We start from the raw sequence: 1,254 nt of genomic DNA, 5'->3' as shown, positions 1-1,254 counted from the left end.
ATCTTCGCCCTCTCTCAGCGCGCTTTGCGGCGGAGAGGTTTCGTTGAAGCTGGAAAGCACCCAGATCACTGGCAGTTTCAAACTGCGCGGTGCCACCAATGCAGTTTTGTCGCTGACCGATGAACAGCGCACGGCGGGTGTGGTTGGCGTGTCCACCGGCAACCACGGGCGCGGGCTGGCCTATGCGGCAGCGCAGGCCGGGGTGCGCTGCATCATTTGCATGTCGAAGCTGGTGCCGCAGAACAAGGTCGAGGGCATCAAATCCCACGGCGCCGAAGTGCGCATTGCGGGCCGCTCGCAGGACGATGCGCAGGTGGAGGTCGACAGGCTGGTGGCGGACGGCATGACCATGCTGCCGCCCTTTGATCACCGCAGCATCATCGCGGGCCAAAGCACCGTGGCGCTGGAAATTCTGGAACAGGCGCCGGATCTGGACACCGTGCTGGTGCCGCTGTCCGGCGGCGGGCTGATTTCCGGCGTGGCGATGGTGATGAAGGCAGTGAACCCTGAAATCCGCGTGATTGGCGTGTCGATGGAACGCGGCGCGGCAATGTATGAATGCCTGCAGGCCGGTAAACCGGTCCTGGTTGAGGAAAAAGCCACGCTTGCGGATTCTCTGGGCGGCGGCATCGGGTTGAATAATGCCTATACCTTTGAAATGACAAGGGCTTTTGTCGATGATGTGGTGCTGGTTTCCGAGACGGAAATCGCCGCCGCCATCCGTCATGCCTATTTCGAAGAACGCCAGGTGATCGAAGGCTCCGGCAGCGTCGGTATCGCTGCCCTGCTGGCGGGCAAGATCGAAAACCCCGGCCGCTGCGTCTCATTAGTCAGTGGTCAGAACATCGACATGACCCTGCACAAACGCATCATCAACGGAGAAGATGTCAATGTGGAAGCCGAAACCAAGGGGGGCGCAGATGCCTGACATCAAGATCCTGACTGAGACGGAGCTGCGCGATCTGGTGCCGCTGGATAAGGACGCGGTGGATTGTGTCGAGCGGGGCTTTACCACGCTGGCCGGGGGCAAGGTGGTGATGCCGCCGATCATGACGCTGCCTGTGCCGGATTATAACGGCGAAGTCTGTGTCAAAACGGCCTATGTGCCGGGGATCGGCAGTTTTGCCATGAAGATGAGCCCGGGATTTTTCGACAACCCTAAACTCGGCCTGCCGAGCACAACCGGGCTGATGGTGGTGTTTTCCAGCAAGACCGGCATGCTTGAGACGCTGCTGCTGGACAATGGCTACCTCA

1 protein-coding gene and 1 pseudogene are annotated in these 1,254 nt (G+C 60.3%); both read left to right on the top strand.

The features are described from left to right. A partial coding sequence (gene eutB / locus A2I95_RS39455) for a hydroxyectoine utilization dehydratase EutB (RefSeq protein ID WP_291737805.1) occupies positions 1-928 on the top strand: 928 nt, incomplete at its 5' end. After that, positions 921-1,254, top strand: a pseudogene (locus A2I95_RS39450) (ornithine cyclodeaminase family protein); the annotation flags it as partial. The gene eutB and the pseudogene A2I95_RS39450, both read left to right, overlap by 8 nt.

The organism is Leisingera sp. F5 (genome assembly GCF_001593695.1).
Note: the sequence above shows the minus strand (reverse complement) of the source record. Positions and strands in the feature narration are given on the sequence as shown.